This is a genomic window from Microbacterium sp. UBA1097, from assembly GCF_002313585.1.
In the GTDB taxonomy this organism is placed as follows: domain Bacteria; phylum Actinomycetota; class Actinomycetes; order Actinomycetales; family Microbacteriaceae; genus Microbacterium.
Window position 1 is genome coordinate 43,457 of record NZ_DCBW01000048.1, and the last position, 18,985, is coordinate 62,441.

Annotated in this window: 17 protein-coding genes; 7 read left to right on the forward strand and 10 right to left on the reverse strand. The window is 68.9% G+C overall.

Annotated elements, in window-relative coordinates; genetic code table 11:
• Nucleotides 1-79 precede the first annotated feature (79 nt).
• Both B4F19_RS12020 and B4F19_RS12025 read right to left on the reverse strand, forming a co-directional pair.
• Complete coding sequence (locus B4F19_RS12020) at nucleotides 80-1,162, reverse strand: ABC transporter substrate-binding protein (protein ID WP_292735211.1); 1,083 nt, start codon at nucleotides 1,160-1,162, stop codon at nucleotides 80-82.
• A gap of 184 nt (nucleotides 1,163-1,346) precedes the next feature.
• Nucleotides 1,347-2,528 (reverse strand): XdhC family protein, encoded by a 1,182-nt coding sequence (locus tag B4F19_RS12025; protein ID WP_292735213.1) that lies wholly within the window; start codon nucleotides 2,526-2,528, stop codon nucleotides 1,347-1,349.
• Between the two features lie 110 nt (nucleotides 2,529-2,638).
• Here B4F19_RS12025 and B4F19_RS12030 point away from each other — a divergent pair, with 110 nt between their 5' ends.
• Nucleotides 2,639-2,980 carry a TraR/DksA family transcriptional regulator gene (locus B4F19_RS12030; protein ID WP_228179276.1) on the forward strand — a complete coding sequence of 114 codons (342 nt, stop codon included), beginning with the start codon at nucleotides 2,639-2,641 and terminating at the stop codon, nucleotides 2,978-2,980.
• 1 nt (nucleotide 2,981) lies between these two features.
• On the opposite strand, the gene B4F19_RS12035 is transcribed toward B4F19_RS12030, so the two are convergent.
• Nucleotides 2,982-4,361, reverse strand: a complete 1,380-nt coding sequence (locus B4F19_RS12035; RefSeq protein WP_292735216.1) for an amidohydrolase family protein — start codon at nucleotides 4,359-4,361, stop codon at nucleotides 2,982-2,984.
• A gap of 270 nt (nucleotides 4,362-4,631) precedes the next feature.
• Here B4F19_RS12035 and B4F19_RS12040 point away from each other — a divergent pair, with 270 nt between their 5' ends.
• Both B4F19_RS12040 and B4F19_RS12045 read left to right on the forward strand, forming a co-directional pair.
• A complete protein-coding gene (locus B4F19_RS12040; protein ID WP_292735219.1) occupies nucleotides 4,632-4,841 on the forward strand; it encodes a hypothetical protein in 210 nt (69 codons plus the stop codon).
• Entirely contained in the window at nucleotides 4,838-5,716 is an 879-nt protein-coding gene (locus B4F19_RS12045) for an endonuclease domain-containing protein (RefSeq protein WP_292735222.1), read from the forward strand. The genes B4F19_RS12040 and B4F19_RS12045 overlap by 4 nt, the downstream gene beginning before the upstream one ends.
• A gap of 476 nt (nucleotides 5,717-6,192) precedes the next feature.
• Here the strand turns inward: B4F19_RS12045 and B4F19_RS12050 are convergent, their stop codons facing one another.
• The 5 genes from B4F19_RS12050 to allB are packed head-to-tail and all read right to left on the reverse strand — an operon-like array spanning nucleotide 6,193 to nucleotide 12,814.
• Nucleotides 6,193-7,491 carry an allantoate amidohydrolase gene (locus B4F19_RS12050; RefSeq protein WP_292735225.1) on the reverse strand — a complete coding sequence of 433 codons (1,299 nt, stop codon included), beginning with the start codon at nucleotides 7,489-7,491 and terminating at the stop codon, nucleotides 6,193-6,195.
• A 3-nt stretch (nucleotides 7,492-7,494) separates the two neighbouring features.
• Nucleotides 7,495-8,736: a pyridoxal-phosphate-dependent aminotransferase family protein gene (locus B4F19_RS12055; RefSeq protein WP_292728440.1), complete on the reverse strand. Its 1,242-nt coding sequence runs from the start codon at nucleotides 8,734-8,736 to the stop codon at nucleotides 7,495-7,497.
• A gap of 1 nt (nucleotide 8,737) precedes the next feature.
• Nucleotides 8,738-10,366, reverse strand: a complete 1,629-nt coding sequence (locus B4F19_RS12060) for an AtzH-like domain-containing protein (protein ID WP_292735228.1) — start codon at nucleotides 10,364-10,366, stop codon at nucleotides 8,738-8,740.
• Complete coding sequence (locus B4F19_RS12065) at nucleotides 10,359-11,459, reverse strand: acetamidase/formamidase family protein (RefSeq protein WP_292735231.1); 1,101 nt, start codon at nucleotides 11,457-11,459, stop codon at nucleotides 10,359-10,361. Before B4F19_RS12065 ends, B4F19_RS12060 begins: the two co-directional genes overlap by 8 nt.
• Nucleotides 11,456-12,814: an allantoinase AllB gene (allB, locus tag B4F19_RS12070; protein ID WP_292728446.1), complete on the reverse strand. Its 1,359-nt coding sequence runs from the start codon at nucleotides 12,812-12,814 to the stop codon at nucleotides 11,456-11,458. The genes B4F19_RS12065 and allB overlap by 4 nt, the downstream gene beginning before the upstream one ends.
• Nucleotides 12,815-12,914: 100 nt before the next feature.
• Here allB and uraD point away from each other — a divergent pair, with 100 nt between their 5' ends.
• The 3 genes from uraD to hpxO are packed head-to-tail and all read left to right on the forward strand — an operon-like array spanning nucleotide 12,915 to nucleotide 14,983.
• Nucleotides 12,915-13,430: a 2-oxo-4-hydroxy-4-carboxy-5-ureidoimidazoline decarboxylase gene (gene uraD / locus B4F19_RS12075; protein WP_292735234.1), complete on the forward strand. Its 516-nt coding sequence runs from the start codon at nucleotides 12,915-12,917 to the stop codon at nucleotides 13,428-13,430.
• Between the two features lie 4 nt (nucleotides 13,431-13,434).
• Nucleotides 13,435-13,758 carry a hydroxyisourate hydrolase gene (gene uraH / locus B4F19_RS12080; RefSeq protein ID WP_292735237.1) on the forward strand — a complete coding sequence of 108 codons (324 nt, stop codon included), beginning with the start codon at nucleotides 13,435-13,437 and terminating at the stop codon, nucleotides 13,756-13,758.
• 46 nt (nucleotides 13,759-13,804) lie between these two features.
• Nucleotides 13,805-14,983 carry an FAD-dependent urate hydroxylase HpxO gene (hpxO, locus tag B4F19_RS12085; protein ID WP_292735240.1) on the forward strand — a complete coding sequence of 393 codons (1,179 nt, stop codon included), beginning with the start codon at nucleotides 13,805-13,807 and terminating at the stop codon, nucleotides 14,981-14,983.
• A gap of 478 nt (nucleotides 14,984-15,461) precedes the next feature.
• On the opposite strand, the gene B4F19_RS12090 is transcribed toward hpxO, so the two are convergent.
• Complete coding sequence (locus B4F19_RS12090) at nucleotides 15,462-16,541, reverse strand: IS110 family transposase (RefSeq protein WP_292735243.1); 1,080 nt, start codon at nucleotides 16,539-16,541, stop codon at nucleotides 15,462-15,464.
• A gap of 106 nt (nucleotides 16,542-16,647) precedes the next feature.
• Nucleotides 16,648-17,169: an adenine phosphoribosyltransferase gene (locus B4F19_RS12095; RefSeq protein WP_228179289.1), complete on the reverse strand. Its 522-nt coding sequence runs from the start codon at nucleotides 17,167-17,169 to the stop codon at nucleotides 16,648-16,650.
• A 118-nt stretch (nucleotides 17,170-17,287) separates the two neighbouring features.
• On the opposite strand from B4F19_RS12095, the gene B4F19_RS12100 reads away from it, so the two are divergent.
• Nucleotides 17,288-18,973 carry an alpha-amylase family glycosyl hydrolase gene (locus B4F19_RS12100; protein WP_292735249.1) on the forward strand — a complete coding sequence of 562 codons (1,686 nt, stop codon included), beginning with the start codon at nucleotides 17,288-17,290 and terminating at the stop codon, nucleotides 18,971-18,973.
• The last annotated feature ends 12 nt before the right edge of the window (nucleotides 18,974-18,985 follow it).

Below are 18,985 nucleotides of genomic sequence, written 5' to 3' on the forward strand. Positions count from 1 at the left end.
GTCGTTGCAGAGCCCGTCGTGAGTACTGAACCGGATGCGGTGGGTTCGGTCACGATGGATTCTCCTTGCGTGTTTCTGATCAGCCCGCGTAGGCGACCAGGTCGGGGTTCTCGGCGTAGACCTCTTCGAGCAGCGACAGGTCGAACAGGTCGGCTGCGGTGAGGGTGATACCGGCACCGGCGAGGCTCGCGATGGTCGCTTCCTGCAGTTCCGGAGTGATCCAGAAGAGGCCGAACTCCTCGGTGTCAGCCGAGACGACGAGCTCCTCGGACTGAGCGATGGACCCAGCGATCGAGTTCTCGGGGATCAGGTCGAGGTCTGCTCCGTAGATCTCGTATGCCAGGCGAGCGCCCTCTTCGGGGTCGTTGACCGCATCGGTCCAGCCCTTGATCTCAGCGACCAGGTACGCCTTGAGCTTCTCGCGGTCGTTGGCGATCATGTCGTCAGTCGTCGTAATGGTCTCGGCAACGAACGGCAGACCGTTGTCGGCGAACGGCAGGTTGGCGACCTCGAAGCCGGCTGCGGCGACGGTGATCGACTCGTTGGTCAGGTACGCCATGAAGCCATCGACCTCGCCGTTGGTCAGCGGTGCCGGGTCGTACTGCACGGGCACGATCTCGAGTTCGGACTCGTCGATGCCGTTGGCGGCGAGCAGAGCCTTGAACAGCGCGGTGTTGGAGTCCTGAACACCGATCTTCTTGCCCTTGAGGTCTTCGGGCGTGGTGATGTTGCCGCCGTCAGCCAGCGAGAGGATCGTGAACGGGTTCTTCTGGTAGACCGCGCCGATGATCTTCAGCGGGGCGCCCTCGGCTGCCACGACTGAGCCGATCGAGACCGCGTCCGAGAAGGCGATGTCAGCCGTGCCCGAGATGAGCTCGGCGGCACCAGTCGTCGGACCAGGCGTGAGGGTGACCTCGTCGAACCCGGCCTCGGTGTAGTAGCCGTTCTCCATGGCGAAGAAGTCGCCGGCGAACTCTTCATTCTTGATCCAGCTGAGCTGAACGGCAAGCGTGCCGAAGCCCTCCGCAGCGTCGCCGCTGGTGGACTCAGCCGGGGTGGACTCGCCACCGCTGGCGCAGGCGCTCAGGGCGAGCGCCGACACGGCGACGGCTGCGACGGCCATGGCTGACCGGCGCACGATTCGAGAGGAAAGAGATGTCATGTTTGCTGCGTCTCCTGATCGCGGGTGAATGGGACACTCGGTGACGCGCGACTGCGGGACTCGTCGGGTCGTCGAGTCCGACGCTATGAGATGTAGATTTCATGAACACTCGCCGGACTGTTTCGTCTGCGTTACCGAATGTCGGATGCGACGAGCGTCGGATCCCGCAAAGCGGGCGGCGCGGTCAGCGCGGAACGCCGGCGCCGGGGGCACAGGAGATGCCCTCTTCTGCGCCCGGCTGCACCGTCAGCTCGCGAGGGGTCGACACTGCGGGATGCACCGGACCGGTCGTGTCTCGCAGAGCACCGCCGCGTCCCCCCGACCGCACCATGACGATCTCGGCCAGGATCGACAGCGCGGTCTCCTCAGGGGTGCGACCCCCGAGTGCCAGGCCGATCGGCGAGCGGAGTCGCTGGGTTTCGGCATCCGTCAGCCCCGCGTCGGCGAGTCGGCGAGCTCGGTCGTCGTGCGTGCGCCTGCTGCCCATCGCACCCACATACCCAGCCGGGCTGCGCAGCGCGACAGCGAGCGCGGGGACGTCGAACCGAGGATCATGCGTGAGCACGCAGATCGCGGTGCGCGCATCGATCGGCGTGCGCGCGAGGTAGTCGTGCGGCCATTCGTGCACGACCTCGTGGGCGTCGGGGAAACGCGCGGGCGAAGCGAAGGCCTCCCGCGGGTCGCAGACCGTGACCTCGAATCCGGATGCCGCCCCGAGCCTGCTCAGAGCGACCGAGAACTCGACGGCACCGATGATGATCAGGCGCGGCGCGTGGGGAAACGGCAGGCCGAGCACCTCCATCGCGTCGACGTCGGTTCCGTAGCGCAGCGTGAGCGCGTGGGCATCGGTGCGGAGGCGCTCGAGGTCAGCGGTGAGTGCGGAGCGGATGCCGTCATCGGCCGTCGCGGGGACGTCGGTCTCGGCATCCGCGCCGTCTCGAGCGAGGACGAGGGTGCCGCGGCTGCGCCCGGCAGTGACGACGCCGAGCGCGCACGGTTCGCGACGAAGGATCGCGGCGCGGAGGTCGGCGATCGCTGCCGCGGCCGACGTGCCGCGGAGGACAGGGAGGACGAGCACGTCGATGACGCCGCCGCAGCTAAGGCCCGCCTCGAACGCGGTCTCATCGGAGATGCCGTAGCGAACGCGGGTCGATTCGCCGGACTCGATCGCCTGGAGGCACAGATCGTGCACGTCACCGTCGACGCAGCCGGCCGAAACGTTGCCGAAGACGACGCCGTCGGCATCCACGATCATCGCCGCGCCGAGTTCGCGCGGCGAGCTCGCCTGCGCCGAGACGAGCACCGCGAGCGCGAACTGACGCTCCTCGGCGACCCAGGCCGCGGCCGGATCAAGAATCTCTCGCATGCTCACCTCCCGGACTCCTGCCTATCATCCGGGTGTTTCTTCGAGATTGCGACAGCCGTCTCGAGCAGAACGCCGGCCCGGACGTCGGTGGCGGGGCGTAGCCTCGGGACGTGAACCGCACCGTGCTGACCGAGCGCCTGCGCGGGCTGGATGATCAGCTCGCGCGGCTGGACGCTGACGCCGCATCGCTGCGCGCCGACCGCGCTGCCGCGACTGCCGATGACGAGCACGACCCCGAAGGCTCGACGCTCTCGGGCGAGTGGCAGCGGGTCGAGGCGCTTCGGGATGCGGCCCTGCGCGACCACGCGGCGGTGGTCGATGCGCTGGCGCGCGTGGACGCGGGCACCTATGGCATCTGCGTCAGGTGCGGGCAGCCGATTCCGGCGGCGCGGCTCGAGGTCAGGCCGACGGCGACGATGTGCGTCCCCTGTGCGTCGGCCCAGCGCGCGTGACTCAGCGCGGGTGGCCGAACTGCGCTGCGCGCGCCGGCAGGTCGGTGTGCACGCGGGCTGACGCCTCGGCAGCCAGGGGGTTGGTCGAGACGCCGTTCTCGCTCGCGAGCACCCCGCCGACATAGACCTGCTTCAGGTTGCGCAGGCTCATCGACAGCACGTAGGTGCGCACCGGGTGCCAGAGCGGTCCGACATCCGGCACCCGTGGGTCGACGACGACGAAGTCGGCGAACTTGCCGACCTCGAGACTGCCGACCCGGTCGGCGACGCCCAAGATCTCGGCGCCACCGAGGGTGTGCAGGCGCAGCACCGTCTCGGGCGTCATCGACAGCGGGTCCTTGGTGCGGGCGCGCTGCATGAAGATCCCCGCACGCATGTTGCCCCACGGATCGGCGAGGTCGGTGCAGGCCTGGTCGTCGAGGCCCATCCCGACACGGATGCCGAGCTCGAGCATCTCGGGAACGAGCGCGACGCCCGACGCGAGGCGTCCGTTGGACGCCGGCTGCCACGACATCGACGCGCCGCCCTCGGCGGTGGCCCGGATGATCTCGGGAGTCGTCTGGATGAAGTGGCCGAACATCATGTCGGGGCCGAGCGCTCCGGCATCCCGATACATCGCGAACTTGGCCTGCTGCACCGGAACCGCTTCGGGAGACTCGAGGAAGTGGGCCTGGTTGGTCACGCCGAACCGGCGCATCGCTTCGACCTCGAGCTCGGCGGCCTCGGGGCGCGGCGACCACTGCACCTGGCCCATGATCGAGGCGCCGAGCGCGAGCGCGGGGTCCATGGCGCGGGTGTGCGCTACCTCCGCGGCGAAGCGGTCGAAGATCTCGTCATCGGTGCCGGTGGAGACATCCATGCCGATCGCGTCGACGAACCGGAGGCCGGCGTCGCGGCATCCGTCGGCCTGACGCGTGTGGTACTCGACGGGCCGCAGCGGTGCGTTGCCGCCGAGGCGCTTGCCGTCGACCATCGACTCCCACGCCTGCAGCGGATCGGTGAAGTTGTAGGCGGTCGTGACGCCGTTCGCGAGGAAGTCGAGCGACCCGTGCAGGGTCGACCAGTACATGTCGTCGGGGCTGAGGTTCGCGGTGAACCCGAGCATCGAGTCGCACCAGCCGTAGAGGGTCTCGTTCGCGCCGAGCCCGCGCAGACCGCTCGTGAACAGGTGGCTGTGGCTGGAGATGAACCCGGGCGCAACGAACGCGCCGGCGACGTCGAGGGTCTCGTCGGCGGTCGTGCCCGCGGGAGGCTGACCTGCTCCGGTCGCGGCGATGATGCCGTCTTCGACCAGCATCCAGCCCTCATCGAGGTAGCCGAGGTCGTCGGCGCCGGCGGCGACCGTAATAAGACGAGCGTTGATAACGAGCAGGGATGCCATAAGTTCTCCGGTGGTGCGAGGGTCTCGCAACGCTACCGCTCCCATGTTTCGCTGCTGCTACGCCAGGGGCTCCCGCGCGCTTTGGACCTCGATCCGCCAGCCCTCTCTGTTCAGTCGCGTCATATTGCGGGTGCTGTGTGCCAAGTCCGACCTCACGGCGCGACCGAACCGGACAGGGTCGCACCTTCTCGTGAGTGCAGCTCAGTTCAGTCGCGCCTTGTTGCGAGTGCCCTTCCCCAGAACCCGCAATATGGCGCGACCGAACGAAAGGTGACCCGTCCAAACCCCGCGAGCATCGTGACGGATGTCTCGGCCGGCCGCTTCTCCCCCGCTGGCGCCGACGGGCAGTTGTCCCCGGTTCTGTCCCAGCGTCCGCTCGGCAAGCGCCGCGCGTTCACGGTGGAGGAGTGCAGCCCCGAGAGCTTCCCGCAGACCTCGGACGAACGTTCTCCGTCCAGCGCGCCCGCGAACGTGGTGTGACGTCGTCTCGGCTTCGGGCATCCGACCTTGAGATGCCGTTCCGCGCGGTTCGGCGGCAGCGCCTCGAGCCCCCCGCCGACAGCCCCGACCGTGGCGAGTCGCTTCTGCTCGAGTCGCTGGACGCCTACGCGCAGCGGATGACCGAGCACGAGTTCTTCAGTCATATCTCCGCCGCGGTCGCCTGGGGCGTGCCGCTTCCGCGACGGATGCTGCGCGCGGGAGTTCTTGACGTCTCAGTGATCTGGCCGCGTCGCGCACCGGCCGGACGAGGCGTGCGCGGGCACGCACTGCGACCGTGGATGTGCGAGCTGGTGCAGCATCCGGTGCTGGGAGTCGCCGTGTCATCACCGGCGTCGACCTGGGCGATGCTGTCTTCCCACTACCAGTGGGTCGATGATGCCGTCGTCGCGGCGGACGCGATCATTCGCGAGCAGATGCATCCGGACGATCCGCCGCCGCTTGCCGGGCTCGCTGAACTCGAGGCCGCCGCTGACGCTGGTCGACGGATCGGCGGCGATGTTCTTCGCAACGCCTTGCCCCTGGCTCACCCCCGATCGCGGTCGCGTCCGGAGACCCTGATGCGTCTTCTGCTCGGTCGGGCTGGCCTCGGTGGGTTCTTGCCGAACTTCGATGTATTGGACGGAGGTGTGTGGATCGCGCAGGTCGACTTCGCGCTTCCCCGCATCCGGCTTGCGCTGGAGTACGAGGGCGAGCACCACCTCACCGACCCCGTGCAGTGGGCAAAGGACATTGCGCGGATGGAGCGCTTGATCGAACTCGGCTGGCGCGTCATGCGAGTGACACAGTCAGACCTGTTCGGACCACCCGAGCTTCTCGTGGCCCGCATCCGTCGCGCCATCGACGCTGCCCGATGACTGGTCTACTCAATCGCGCTTCTTCGGTCGCGCCCAAATGCAGATGACACCGGAGCTACCCACAACAAGGCGCGACCGAACTGTGGGGCAACCACCCCAACGACCTCGCCACGAAATTCAGTCGCGCCGAAGTGCGAGGTTGCACCGACGGGACCCACAACAAGGCGCGACCGAACGAAGAGTCTGCCCAGGTCTCGTGCGGCGAGGAGAAACAAGAAGCGTGGTGACCTTCGCTTCAGTCGCGCCGAAATGCGGGTGCACGCTCACGGGACCCGCACGAAGGCGCGACCGAAAATGCTGGCCCAGCTTCAGTCGCGCCGAAATGCGGGGTGACACCCGACAGACCCGCAACGAGGCGCGACCGAACCAGGGGACACCACCCCAACGACCGCCCGACGAAGTTCAGTCGCGCCGATGTGCGGGTGCATGCTCATGGGACCCACAACAAGGCGCGACCGAACGTAATGCTCCGCACGTCAGAGACGGTCGGCTGCCAGCTGGAGCACGGATTCGGTGAGGGCACGGATGCCGAGGGCAACGTCTGCGGCCGAAACCGCTTCGTCGGGGTGGTGACTCACGCCGTCGGGGTTCCGCAGGAACAGCATCCCGACATCCGTGATCGAGCCGATCGCCATGGCGTCGTGGCCTGCGCGACTGAAGATGACAGGCGGCTCGTCGCTGCGGCGCTCCACGGCGTGGACGATGCCCTCACGCACGACGTCCTGCAGCAGCAGACCGCACCGGACCGCCGGGGCGTTGTGCACCTCCCGCGCCTGCCAACGCAATCCCCGGCGGCCCATGATGTCATCGAGCTCGCGGCTGATCTCGTCCCAGACCCGGTCTCGTTCGCCGTCGAGCTCGCCGCGCAGGTCGACGCTCAGGTGAGCCTCGCCGGGGACGACGTTGACTGCGCCGGGGAACGCCTCGAGCTGGCCGACGGTGCCGATGATGTGGTGCTCGCTGCGGCAGATGCGTTCCACAGCGAGGGCCGCCTCGCTCGCGCCGAGCAGCGCATCCCGGCGCATGTCGTAGGGAGTGCCGCCGGCGTGGCGGGCTTCGCCCTCGACCGTGAGCTGGAAGCGGCGGGCGCTGGCGATCGAGGACACGACGGCGAGCGGCTCGCCGGCGCGATCGAGCTCGGGACCCTGCTCAATGTGCGCTTCGAGGTAGGCGACGAGATGGTCGGGTCGCCGCGCGGCTTCGCCGATCCGTCCCGGGTCGAGTCCGAACTCGAGGAACGCCTGCCGCAGCGTCACGCCGTCCTCATCGGCCAGCGTCCACCAGGCGTCATTCCACGTTCCCGCAACCGCCGAGGACCCCAGGAGGGCCTTGCCGAAGCGCGTCCCCTCTTCGTCCGAGAAAGCCGCGACCTCGACCGCGAACGGCAGCGGCACCCTCGACACGCCCTCACTCTCCTGGCGCAGGAGCCGAACGACTTCGAGGGCCATGAGCACGCCGATGATGCCGTCGAAACGCCCCGCATCCTTGACGGTGTCCAGGTGCGAACCGATCATGAGCGCCGGCGCCGCGGGGTCAGGATCGGCGCTGCGCTCGATGCGTCCGAGCTGGTTTCCCGCGGCGTCCTGCCAGGTTCGCAGGCCCACCTCACGCATCCATTCGGCCGCGAGCCGATTGACCCGGGCGTGCTCGGGTGAGAGATACACACGCTCGATCGCCCCCGACTGAGCGCTCACCCGCGCGAGTTCGTCGCAGCGGGCCATCACCCGACGGGCGGCGGCCGCGATGCGGTCGGGGGATGCTTCGAGCAAAGGCATGGGTCAGCCGACCGCCAGAGCGTCGGATGCGGCATCCGCACCGGCACCGGCAGGCACTGCCGCGCCGAATCGGCGGAGCACTGCCTCGAGCGCGACGAGGGTCTGCAGCACGGCATCCGGACGCGCGTTGTAGCCCATCGTGCCGATCCGCCAGACCTTGCCGTGCAGCGGCCCGAACGAAGTGCCGATCTCGATCCCGAAGTCCTCGAGCATCGCGGCGCGAGCGGCATCGCCCGGCACGCCCTCGGGGATGTAGACCGCGACGATGTTGCTCATCTTGTGCGACACGTCGCCGAAGACGCGCAGTCCCATCGCCTCGACACCGGCGAGCATCGCCGCCCCCACCCGGCGGTGGCGCGCGATGACGGCATCCCGGCCCTCGAGCAGCAGCAGGCGCGCGCACTCGCGAGCGGCGTAGAGCATCGAGGTCGCCTCGGTGTGGTGGTTCAGGCGCCGCGGACCCCAGTAGTCCAAGATCATGCCGAGATCGAAGTAGTTGGAGCGCACGAAATCGGGCGACGAGGGGTCGCCGGGTTCCCGGATGCCGGCCTCGATCTTCTTGCGCGAGGAGATCACGTCGACGGCGCGGTCGCTGAGGGTGATCGGCGCGGAGCCCGATGGTCCACCCAGGCACTTCTGCAGCCCCGCGGTCGCGGCATCCAACCCCCAGGAGTCGGCCTCGAACGGATTGCCGCCGAGCGACGCCGTCGCGTCGGAGTAGAACAGCACGCCGTGGCGGGCGCAGATCTCGCCGATCTCGTCGAGGGGCTGCAGCATCGTCGTCGACGTGTCGCCCTGCACAAGAGCCAGCAGGGTCGGCTTGACGCGGACGATGGCCTCTTCGATCGCGAAGGGCGTGAACACCTGCCCCCAGACCGTCTCGATCGTGTGCACCTCGGCCATCGCTCGCTCGGCGATCTCGGCCAGCAGATGGCCGAACCGGCCGAAGATCGGCACGAGGACGCGATCGCCGGGACGGATCAGCGAGAGGATCGCGGCCTCGATCCCCGCCCGCGAGGTGCCGTCGATCAGGAGCGTCGCGTCGTTGCCCGTACCCCAGACCCCGCGGTACAGCTCCTGCGTCTCGGTCATGGTCGCGGTCATGAACGGGTCGTACTGCCCGACCAACGGCGCCGACATGGCCCGCAGGACGCCGGGGTAGGCATCGACCGGCCCCGGGCCCATGAGGAGTCGACGGGGCGGGTCGATCGGGCCGGGGATGCTGGATGCAGGTGCGTCGGTCATGTCAGGGGGTCCTTCCCGAGAGATCGGTCGAGACGAGTGCCGCCAGGCGCCTGGCCAGGCGTACGAGCGCAATGTCGGTGCCAGCCCGCGAGACAAGGCACACTCCGACGGGCGCCGCACCCAGGGGCGAGCGCACCGTGAGCAGCGGAATCGAGATGGCGGGAAGACCAGCGACGGCGGCGGGGGTCGTCATCCGCAGGGTGGCCAGGCGGGTGGCGTCGATCTCGCCGGGATCCGCCGTGCGCGACGGCGCCGGTCCCGGAGCGGTGGGCAGCAGCAGCACGGCGTCGCGCACGAGGTGGTGCAGGTTCTCGCGCAGCGGGGCGAGCGCCCCGCGAGCGTCGGCTTCCGCCGCGGGCGAGACCGAGGCCGCAAGCCGGAAGCGCTCGGCAACGGCGGGCCCGACCGCGCCGGGATGCTCGCGCAGCCACTCCCCGTTGTTGCGCCACGCCTCGGCGCCTTGCACCGTCCGGAAGGGCGCAACGTACTCGTCGAGGTCGCCGATCTCGATCCGGCCGAGTCGCGGCGGGTCATCGGATGCCGCGAGCCGAGCCACGAGCGAATCGAAGACCTCGCGGGTCGCCGCGTCGGCGGCATCCACGACCTCATCGGGCACGAGGAAGCGCCACGGCAGGTCATCCCCGGACTCGCCGTAGACACTCTCGGTGGAATCAGACCCGTCGTAGCTCAGGCACCACTCCGCCACACGCTGCAGAGTCGCGCCGTCGCGGGTCAGCCACCCGACGGTGTCGAAGCTCTGCGCGAGGGGCAAAACGCCCTGCCGCGGCACGAGACCGTGGGTCGTGCGGAGCCCCCAGAGGCCCTGGTACGAGGCGGGCACCCGAATCGATCCGGCGGTGTCGGTGGCAAGTCCGACATCCGCTTGACCCAGCGCGACGGCGCTCGCCGCTCCGCTGGATGAGCCACCCGGAAGCGCCCCGGGGAGGGCGGCGTTCGGCGGTGTGCCGTAGTGGGCATTGTCGCCGGCGATCGAGTACGCGAACTCGTCGGTGCGCGCGAGACCCCGCACGGACGCGCCGGCTCGGATCAGGTCGGCAAGCGCAGGCGCCGTGGTCTTCTCTGCCCGCGCCTCGCGCAGGTAGGTGGGGTTTCCGGCGCCGATGCGGAAGCCGGTCAGGGCGAACAGGTCCTTCACCGCCACGGTGAGGCCGGCGAGCGGCCCCTCCCACGCGCCCTGCCAGAGCGGGTCGCCGACGCTACGCCAGATCGACCGGTCGAACGCCGGGGTGCGGGGCGTGACGTGTGCCGCCGTGATCAGCCACTGTCCATCGATGCGCTGCCACACCTGGGTCTGGATGCCGCGTCCGCCGCCGTGGAAGCGTGACTCGGCGACCAGCAGCGCGATGTCAGGCCCGAGCGGCCGGTACTCGAGGCGCTCGATCGTGCGCGGGGCAACGCCGCCGCGGGTGACCCGGAACGCGCTGATGGCGTCGTGGCCGACCAGGAGGCCGGCGCCGTCGGCGCGGATCGTTCCCTCCCCGGGGGCGAATGCGGCATCCAGCGCGTCGAGGTCGTTCGCGAGGATCGCCCGCTCATAGGCGTCGAAAGCCGTGAACAGGTCGGCGGGGATGTCGTCGGGAAAGCCACCCGGCACGGTCACGTCAGTCACGGTCCAGCTTCGCGAAGTCGGCCTCACGAATCCGCGCATGCACACCGCACACGACGTCCACAACCTGCGAGATGTCGAAGTCTGTCGCGGCCGACAGGTATGCATACGCGAGGTGTTCGTCCAGGCCCCAACGAGCCTCGATGAGCTTCACGGCTGCGCGCACGGCGTTGCGCATCGCGACGTTGAGGTCGACATCCATGCCCGTGGGAACGAGGTATTCGTCGGTGCGCACGAGGGGACCGACGATCTCACCGAACTCGGCGAGCGCGACCTCACGCGGGACGACCTCGAACTGCAGCGTCGCGCGAAGGGATGCCTCGAGCGCCGTGAGCGCGACCTCACCGTCACCCTGCGCGAAGTGCGGGTCACCGACGTACGCGAGAGCGCCGGCAACCTGCACCGGCAGGTAGAGCACCGACCCTTCCGTCAGTAGCTTGATGTCGATGTTGCCGCCGTGCGGCCCAGGGGGAACCGAGTGCGGGCGCTCGTCGTCGGAGACCGCGACCCCCATGATCCCGAGGAAGGGTGCAAGCGGGAACTCGATTCGACCCTCGCCGCCCTCGGTCACCGGCAGCACGCCCACGAGGCCCTCGGGCCGCGCCTCGACGGGAGTGAAGACGCTGACGTTGTGCGCGCCGCGCGGCAGTTCGCCGATCAGGGCTCCCTTGCCGTGACGGTTCGAGATCACGCCGTACGGCACGCGGGGTGCGAGGCTGACCACGGTGATCTTGAGGAGGTCTCCGGGTTCGGCATCCGTCACCCGAATGGGTCCGGTCACGACATGCGGGCCATCGGTGTCGGGGTTTCGAGACAGCGCCGAGGCCACCTCGACGGCGTCGTCGAGCACCGCCTCGCGGGGAATGCCGTGACTGCCGAAGTACGCAACCGGGTCGGTGCCGTGATCGTCAAGGATGCCCTCGTGGCTGACCGTGTCGATCGTCACCGTCTCGCCGGATGCGACCTCGAGCACCGCTGTGTCGGTGACGCACGGCAGGCGCCCCCACATCACGGTTTCGGGTGTGGAGCGCAGGTAATGGTCACCGGCGATCTCGCCGATACCGGGCTGGAGGATCGGGAAGGGAAAGCTGGTCATCGGGCTCCTTCGTCCGAAGCGGGATCGGTGGCCAGGATCTCACGCCCGTGACGGCCCGTGATCCCCCGGTTCGCAGTGTACGCCGTCTCCCCGTTGACCCAGGTTGCGCGCACGGAGCCGCGCAGCAGCGCACCGTCCCAGGGCGAGAGCTTGTTGCGGTATTCGAGGTCGGCGGCGCGAACGACGGATGCCGCATCCGGCGCGAACGCAGCCAGGTGCGCGGGAGCACCCTTCCGAATCACGCCGCGGCTGCGGATGCCGGCGATCGCAGCAGGCCCGGTCGTGAACCACGGAATCACGGTCTCGAGCGGGATGCCGCGGCGGGATGCTTCGGTCCAGACCGCCCGGAGCCCGGTTTGCACTCCGGAGATCCCGCCCCACGCGAGGCCGAGGTCACCGTCCTCGCGCTCCTTCAGATCCCGAGTCGCGGGCGAGTGATCGCTGACGACGGCATCGATCGTTCCGTCGAGCAGGCCCTCCCAGAGGAGGTCCTGGTTGTGGCCGTCACGCACGGGCGGGCAGCACTTCACGGTGCCCGATCCGTCGGGAAGGTCCTCGGCACGCAGAGTCAGATAGTGCGGGCAGGTCTCGGCCGTGAGCCGGATGCCGGCAGCCTTGGCCTCACGGATGACATCGAGCGCATGCCCATCGGAGACGTGCACGATGTGGGCGCGCGCGCCGGTGCGGCCGGCGGCAGCGGCGACAGCGGCGATCGCCGACTCTTCGCTGATCGGCGGGCGGCTCGCGAGGAATCGTGCATAGCTGCTGCCGATAGCCGGGTCATCGTGCAGGTGGGCGGGGTCTTCGGCGTGAGCGATGAGCAACCCGTCGAAGGCGGCAAGCTCGGTCAGCGCGGACTCCAAGTCCGCGGCATCCAGGTGCCCGAACTCGTCGATCCCCGAGGGCGAGAGGAAGCACTTCACCCCGACCACCCCAGCCGCGAACAGGGGATGCAGCGACCCGAGGTTCTCGGGCACGGCGCCACCCCAGTACGCGACGTCGACGGCGAGCTTGCCGGCTGTCGCTGCGCGTTTAGCGGCGAGCGCCTCGACGGTCGTGGTGACGGGCAGCGAGTTCAGCGGCATGTCAACCACCGTCGTGATGCCGCCCGCCGCTGCTGCAGCCGTGCCGGTTTCGAACCCCTCCCAGTCGGTGCGTCCCGGTTCGTTCAGGTGCACATGCGAGTCGACGAGTCCCGGGAGAAGCACTTCGTCGTCAGAGAGGACGAGCGCGGCATCCGGGTCGAACGGAGCGATCCCCGCGATGAGGCCGTCACGAACGAGGACTGTCGCGGCCGAGAAGCCGCCGTCAAGGAACACCCGGCGTGACGCGAGGGCGAGGGCCGGGGACGACATGCCGTCACCGTATGATCCGCGCATTTCTCGCATGTTACCTGTACCAACATTTCGGATCACGTCTGCCGCCGTCGCGCGTCTAGCGCGTTACGGTGGCCGCATGGAGCTGACGCACTTCAATGACCTGCCCGAGGCCGAAGCGATCGAGGTCGTCTCGGTGTGGGCTCGCGTCCCGGCCTGGGCCGAGGCCGTGGCCGGCACACGCCCGTTCGCCTCCGTCGACGAGCTCGAGGCCACCGCCGACCGCCTCGCGCGCTCATGGGGCCGGCCCGAGCTGGATGCCGCACTCGCCCACCATCCCCGCATCGGCGAACGTCCGAGCGGCGAGGGCGCCGAGGCTAACGCGTCGCGGCACGAGCAGTCCGCGATGTCGGATGCCGCGGCATCCGTGGCCCAGCAGATCGCCGCGGGCAACGCCGAGTACGAGGCCCGATTCGGGCGGGTCTTCCTCATCCGTGCCGCCGGCCGCACGCCCGACGAGATCCTTGCCGAGCTGCAGCGGCGCCTGGAGAACACCGTTGACGCCGAGGTCGACGAGGCGCTCGACCAGCTGCGGCAGATCGCGATGCTGCGGCTGCGCGCCGCCATCGAACCCGACCCCTCGAGCGGAGAGTGAACCCGTGACAGCGCACCTGACCACCCATGTTCTCGACACGACCGGCGGAACGCCTGCCGCAGGCGTAGCGGTGACACTGCGGCACGCATCCGGTGAGGCGATCGCCGAGGCCGTGACCGATGCCGACGGTCGCGCCGGGCTCGGGCCTGAGCTGCTGCCCCCGGGAGCCTACGCGCTCACCTTCGACACCGGCGCGTACTTCGCAGCTCACGGCACCGACTGCTTCTATCCGAGCGTCACAGTGGACTTCACGATCACCGACGCCCGGCACTATCACGTGCCCCTGCTGCTCAGCCCGTTCGCATACTCGACCTATCGGGGCAGCTGAGACCCGCGTAACGCGGTCGTGACACACGCTCCCTAATGTTCACCACATGAAGATCATCATCATCGGCGCAGGAATCGGCGGCGCCAGTGCCGGGATCGCGCTGGCGCGGCTCGGCCACGAGGTCGTCATCTACGACCGGATGCGCGAGAACAAGCCGGTCGGTGCGGCACTGTCGCTGTGGTCGAACGGGGTGAAGGTCCTCAACTGGCTGGGGCTTGCCGACGAGGTGGCTGCGCTCGGTGGCCGGATGGATGACATGGCCTACATCGACGGCCTCACCGGAGAGACGATGTGCCAGTTCTCGCTTGAGCCGGTGACAGCGCAGACCGGTCAGCGCCCGTACCCCGTGGCGCGGGCCGAGCTGCAGGCACTGCTCATGGAGACGGTCGGGATGGACCGCATCCATCTGGGGCGCAAGGCGGTGTCGGTTGCCGAGCACCTGCAGAGCGTGACGGTGACTTTCGACGATGGCTCCACCGACAGCGGTGATCTGCTGATCGGCGCCGACGGGGCGCGATCGATGGTGCGTGACTACGTGACCGGCGGCGGCATCGAACGCACCTACTCGGGATACACGAACTTCAACGGCCTGGTGGCGCAGGATGCCGCGATCGGCCCCGCGAACCAGTGGACGACCTATGTCGGTGATGGAAAGCGCTGCGCCGTCATGCCGGTAGCCGGCGACCGCTTCTACTTCTTCGTCGACATTCCCCAGCCGGCGGGGCACGCCGCCGAGGCCGGTGAGCCCCTCGCCGCGCTGCGTGAGGCGTTCGGCGACTGGGCGCCCGGGGTTCAGACCCTGCTGGAGGCGATCGACCCGGCATCCTCGCTCAACCGCGTCGAGATCTGGGATATCGACCCGTTCCACACGTGGGTGAAGGGACGAGTGGCGATCCTCGGGGATGCCGCCCACAACACCGCGCCCGACATCGGTCAGGGCGCGTGCTCGGCGCTCGAAGACACCTTCGCCCTCGCGATCTCGCTGGCAACGAACACGAACTCCGTCGAGGATGCGCTGCTGCGCTACGAGCGCTCGCGCACCGAGCGCGCGGGAGACCTCGTCAACCGGGCCCGCAAGCGAGCGGCCGAGACGCATGGGTTCGTGCCCGGTGCGACCGAGGCCTGGTACGAGAGCCTGCGCGGCACCGACGGAACCGACATCATCCGCGGCATTGTCGGCAATATCGAGGGCAGCCCGATCAACCTCGGCGTCGGATCCCTCTGACCCTGCCGGGGCCGCCCCGCGGCATCCGTTCAGTCGCGCCATGCTGCTGTCCGGCGCCGCACAGACCCGCAACACGGCGCGACCGAGAATCCAGACTCATCTTTCAGTCGCGCCATACTGCCGGCGGGCGCCGAACAGACCCGCAACACGGCGCGACCGAACGTGGGGGTCGTACAGCTGATATGTGACTGATCCTTGTCAAGTGGCAGGGGAAAGAGCACCCGGAGTGATCGAGCTCCGGGTGCTCTTTCGTTGGGTCGGCGGTGTCACGTTCGAGGGTGACGAGCGTGTCGTTGGCGACGCGCGGTCAGACTGATATGCGCGGGTTGGTTACCGCAGGACGTGCTTTTCGGCTGGAGCGGGACCGCTTGTCTAGAGTCGAGCGTCGCCTGGTGGGCTGCTCATAGCTGTATCGCGGGTCGCTCCTCGCGGTGCCGTCATCGTCGTCGTGGCCGCCACCGACCGGTCGGGTCGGCTGTCAGTCGGGCATGACGGCCAAGGACCAGCACCAGCCTGCGAGTTCGCGGGCGACGGCGACGTTCGCGATCACGGGACGCTTCTTGCGGGTGGTGAACTGTTGCCACTTTCGATGCAGCCGATGGTTGCCGGCATCGCCGCGAGCGACGGCGATGCCGGGGGCTTGGGCCCATCGGGTCTGCATGACCGCGCCCGGACGATACGGTTTGCGGTGATGCCAGGCCGCTTCGACGAGCAGACGGCGGGCGTGGGTGTTTCCGGTCTTGGTGATCGAGCCCTGCACCCGAGACTGCCCGGAAGAGAACTCGGACGGCACCAGCCCGAGGAACGCGCCGATCGTTGACCCGGTGAATCTGTCCCAGTCGCCGATCTCGACCGCCAACGCGAACGCGGTCAGCGTGGAGATCCCGCGCAAGCAGCCCAGCCGCCGCACCGTGCCCGAATACTCGCTGCTGGCCGCCATCTGCTCGATCAGCTTGTCCAGGCGATCCTTGCGGGCTCCAACTTGCTGGACGGCTTCGTAGTCCGCGTCGAACGCAGCCTGCAGGCCAGGATGCTCGAATCGGTGTCGGCGCAACCATGCGTCGTGCGCACCCGTCCACGCTTTGCCGTCGTAGATGATCCCGTGTCGCAGCAACAGCTTCGAGAGCCGGTGCCGCGCAGCCATCAGCTCGCCGCGATTGTCCTCACGGGCGCGGACCAGATCTCGCGCGGTCTCTTGCTCGATCGATGGCACCCGGACCGCGACGATCTCGTCCAGCCGCAGCAGCCGCGCCAGATGCAACGCGTCCCGCGCGTCCGTCTTGACCCGGTCACCGGTCGGTCGTTGCAGCTTCGACGGCGCCGCGACCAGGCACATGACCCCTGCCGCCTCGAAGAGCCGCGCCAACGCGAACCCCGTCGGACCGGCCTCGTAGGTCACCGTCGTCGGCTGCGGCAAGGAGCGCACCCAGGCCACGACGCCGGCAGGGTCGTACCCGAATCGTCGCCGGATCACCTCACCGGTCCGCTCATCGATCGCGGCTGCGACCACGCTCCGCGCGTGCACATCCAGCCCGACGCTCGTACGCTGAGAACTCAACTGGGGCCTCCATTCGCCTGTCGGATAGGCCAGCCCCCACAGGCTGGCAACCCACGCTTACGCGAATCGAGGCCCCAGCCTCAAGAGGACCGAAGGCTCATATCGTCTAGACGACGAAGAGGGCGTGGACATCGCCCGCGACCGCACGGCCGTTCAATCCCTCGAGTTCCAGGAGCACCGTCGTGCCGATCACCTCGGTCCCGAGCGTCGTCATCAGTTCGCGCGCAGCGGCGATCGTGCCGCCGGTGGCCAGCACGTCGTCGACCAGCAGGATCCGAGTGCCCGGCGCGAGGTCGTCGTGAGCCTCGATGGCTGCTTCGCCGTACTCGAGGGCGTACGAGACGGATGCCGCGGGTCGGGGTAGCTTTCCGGCCTTCCGAATCGGCACGAGACCCACTCCCGCCTCGGCGGCGATGGCGCCCGCGAGCAGGAATCCACGGGCCTCGATCCCGCCGACGACATCGAACCCGTCAGCGAACGGCTCGATGAGCGCTCGGGTCACGGCGTGCAGGGCAGCCGCATCCGCCAGCAGCGGAGTGATGTCGCGAAACTGGATGCCGGGACTCGGGTAGTCGGGGATCGTCCGGATCAGGGACTCGGCGCGGTCAAGGGCGGCGGTGTCGGGCACGCGGCCAGACTACGGCGTGCGCGTGACGGCGGCATGTCGGACGAAGGCAGATCCCCCGGGCGGATTCGAGCGCACATCGTTATGCAAGCGCTTACATCGGTGCAGTATTGTGTGCTCTATGACTTCTGCAGAATCCGTCGCCACCCCCGCGCTCTCCCGCGAGGAAGCTCCCGGCGGCGAATGGTGGCGCACCGCCGTCATCTACCAGATCTACCCCCGCTCCTTCGCTGACCAGTCGGGCGATGGCATCGGCGACCTGCGCGGGGTGACGAGCCACCTCGGAGACCTCGCCGCCCTCGGCGTCGACGCCATCTGGCTGAGCCCCTTCCAGCGCTCGCCCCAGAAGGATGCTGGCTACGACGTCGCCGACTACTGCGACGTCGACCCGATCTTCGGCACCCTTGCCGACTTCGACGAGATGCTCGCGCAGGCGCACGCGCGCGGCATCAGGATCATCGTCGATCTCGTGCCCAACCACTCGTCCGACCAGCACGCGTGGTTCCAGGAGGCTGTCGCGTCTCCCGCCGGCAGCCCCGAGCGGGCGCGCTACATCTTCCGCGATGGCAAGGGCGAGAACGGCGAGCAGCCCCCGAACAACTGGGAGTCGGTGTTCGGTGGTGGCGCCTGGACGCGCCTGACCGAGCCCGACGGCACGCCCGGCCAGTGGTACCTGCACCTGTTCGACGCCTCGCAGCCGGACTTCGACTGGTCCAACCCCGAGGTGCGTGAGGAGTTCCGCCGCATCCTGCGCTTCTGGCTCGACCGCGGCGTCGACGGATTCCGCGTGGATGTCGCGCACGGGCTCGTGAAGAAGGAGGGTCTTCCCGACTACACCCCGCCGAAGGATGCCGGTTCGATGGGTGGCGGCGAGGCGGCTGTCCCGTACTGGGGTCAGGAGGGTGTGCATGAGATCTACCGCGACTGGCACGCACTGCTGGCCGAGTACGACGGCGATCGCGCCCTGTGTGCGGAGGCCTGGCTTCCCTCGATCGCACAGACCGCGCTCTGGGTTCGTCCCGATGAGATGCATCAGGCGTTCAACTTCGAGTACCTCGAAACGCCGTGGGATGCCGAGAAGCTGCGCCTCGTGATCGCCGACTCGCTCGCTGGCTACGGTGCCGTCGGGGCTCCGAGCACCTGGGTGCTCTCGAACCACGACGTGGTCCGCCACGCGTCGCGCCTTGCCCTGACCGCCGAGAACCCGCAGGGCGCGGGAATCGGGCCGAAGTCGCCGGGCAAGCCGGTTCCCGAGGTCGGACTGCGCCGCGCTCGCGCTGCGACGACCCTGATGCTCGCCCTCCCCGGATCGGCATACCTCTACCAGGGCGAGGAACTCGGTCTGCCCGAAGTCATCGACCTGCCCGACGAGGCACGGCAGGACCCGACGTGGTTCCGTACAAACGGTGAGCGCTACGGCCGGGACGGATGCCGCGTGCCGCTGCCCTGGACCTCGGAGGGACCCGCCTTCGGTTTCAACGAGACCGGGGAGGCCTGGCTGCCGCAGCCTGCCGAGTGGGCTGGCCTTGCCCGCGACGCCCAGCGCGACGATCCCGGCTCCACGCTCACCCTCTACAAGAACCTGCTCGCCGAGCGGCGGGCTCGGGGTCTTGGCGCGGGGACGCTCGAGTGGGTCGATGGTCTCGGCACGGATGTCGTGGCCTTCCGCAACGGCTCGATCACCGTGGTGGCAAACCTCGGCGACACACCCATCGAGCTTCCGTCAGGAACCGTCGTGGTCTCCAGCGGCCCGCTCACCGACAGGATGCTGCCGGTCGACCAGGCAGTGTGGCTCACCGGCGAGTAGGCCGCGAGCATC

Excerpts from the sequence above, each read along its gene's own strand:
- B4F19_RS12020 (WP_292735211.1), bottom strand. The coding sequence starts at position 1,162 with ATGACATCTCTTTCCTCTCGAATCGTGCGCCGGTCAGCCATGGCCGTC.
- B4F19_RS12025 (WP_292735213.1), bottom strand. The coding sequence starts at position 2,528 with ATGCGAGAGATTCTTGATCCGGCCGCGGCCTGGGTCGCCGAGGAGCGT.
- B4F19_RS12035 (WP_292735216.1), bottom strand. The coding sequence starts at position 4,361 with ATGGCATCCCTGCTCGTTATCAACGCTCGTCTTATTACGGTCGCCGCC.
- B4F19_RS12050 (WP_292735225.1), bottom strand. The coding sequence starts at position 7,491 with ATGCCTTTGCTCGAAGCATCCCCCGACCGCATCGCGGCCGCCGCCCGT.
- B4F19_RS12055 (WP_292728440.1), bottom strand. The coding sequence starts at position 8,736 with ATGACCGACGCACCTGCATCCAGCATCCCCGGCCCGATCGACCCGCCC.
- B4F19_RS12065 (WP_292735231.1), bottom strand. The coding sequence starts at position 11,459 with ATGACCAGCTTTCCCTTCCCGATCCTCCAGCCCGGTATCGGCGAGATC.
- allB (WP_292728446.1), bottom strand. The coding sequence starts at position 12,814 with ATGTCGTCCCCGGCCCTCGCCCTCGCGTCACGCCGGGTGTTCCTTGAC.
- uraD (WP_292735234.1), top strand. The coding sequence starts at position 12,915 with ATGGAGCTGACGCACTTCAATGACCTGCCCGAGGCCGAAGCGATCGAG.
- hpxO (WP_292735240.1), top strand. The coding sequence starts at position 13,805 with ATGAAGATCATCATCATCGGCGCAGGAATCGGCGGCGCCAGTGCCGGG.
- B4F19_RS12100 (WP_292735249.1), top strand. The coding sequence starts at position 17,288 with ATGACTTCTGCAGAATCCGTCGCCACCCCCGCGCTCTCCCGCGAGGAA.